Genomic DNA, 1,520 nt, shown 5'->3' with positions numbered 1-1,520 from the left:
ATGGCATTTGGCGCATATGCTATGCCAAGCAATAAGATTTCACAACGGCTAGAATTTGATTATGATCATCCTATACTAAGCTATTTATCCTATGGAGTTATGGAGTTTCAAGGTAAAAATTATATTACCCTTTATAATTACAGATTTAGTCGTGATGAGAAATCTACTTATCAAACAACAGGAGAAAGTAAGCCCATTTATGACTTTAAATTTAATTTTGAGAATTCTACTTATCCAAAAACACGCATTTATCTTTTAAAAGGTAATAAAAGAGAGCTAAAATGCACTTACTAAAAAAGGAATAATTGATGTTTGAAACAACAAAAAATACAGAATATTTAGAAGATGTTTTTAAATTTATTAAAGCTATTGAGGGTTTTGGCGCATTACCCTATAATGATGAAGCAAATGAAGATAAAAGTGGAAATTTAACCATAGGCTATGGTGCTAATTTACGAGAAAGAAATTGGTTAATTGTTGTATTAAATGAATTAGGATTATTTGGGAGTGTAAAAGATTTAAAAACTAAAGAAGATGCAGAGGCTTTAGATAATATAGATAATAAAGTCAAGATTAATGAATTTCATAACATTACAAAACAAATTGTAACAAATAATAGTATAAGCACCATACGCATGCAACTTGATGATTTGTTACAACAATATACCACACAAAGTAGTTTTAAACTAACCAAAGAACAGGCTATAAAAATCAAAAAAGTAATTCTTAATGGTATATTTCAAGATACTTCTAAAATTAATAACCAAACTTTAAAAATGGATGAAGAAACTAATGAATATGCAGGAATTTTATCTTATGCTTTTAATGTTGGAGATGATTCTAGGAAATATTTCTTTGATATATGCAATAAAGATAAAGATAATCGTTTCTTAGCATTCTTTACTTTACGATATGGGGTTAATTTTCTTTTAGATTATAAACATGATGATAAAGATAAAAATAAAAATTCATATCAGAAGATTTTTGAAAATAGTAATGTTTATGGTATAGCCAAAAGGCGGTTTTGGGAGTCTCTATTTTTTGGATTTGAATACAAAGAAAACAGAGCTTTTAAAATGGCAATAGGTATATTTAAAATACTAAATTTTGGATATACTCATAGGAAAAGTAAAAAAACAGGCAAAGAAATTAGCAAATATTATATCATGGATCTTGAAAAAGAAAAACCCAATAAAACATATTTAGATTGGATTATAAAATATGAAGATGAGTTGCTTTATGCTAAAAACAATAAAAATCAAACTTATCAAGAATTTTATAATGGTGATGCAAGGGCATATAATCTTCCTGAAAAGTTTAGAAATATACAAGGAATCACTCCAAATAAAGATAACTTTCTCTCCCCCTATCTTAATTACCTAAACACCCTCACTCAAAAAAATTTTAGCTTAGATAATATTTATTGTATTGCTAATTACTATGAGAATTTAGGTGCTAATAAATTGGATAATGTTGCCTTGCTTAATAAAACTTTAAGTAAAAAATTTGAAACATTAGAG

General features: G+C 26.6%; 2 pseudogenes. Both read left to right on the top strand.

Annotated features, from left to right (window positions below):
* Positions 1-294 (top strand): annotated as a pseudogene (locus B6S12_RS10590) (hypothetical protein); the annotation flags it as partial.
* 14 nt (positions 295-308) lie between these two features.
* Positions 309-1,520 (top strand): annotated as a pseudogene (locus B6S12_RS10585) (hypothetical protein); the annotation flags it as partial.

It is taken from the genome of Helicobacter valdiviensis (assembly GCF_003245365.1).
GTDB lineage: Bacteria > Campylobacterota > Campylobacteria > Campylobacterales > Helicobacteraceae > Helicobacter_D > Helicobacter_D valdiviensis.
The sequence above is the reverse complement of the archived record's forward strand: the minus strand, read 5'-3'. Positions and strand labels throughout refer to the sequence as shown.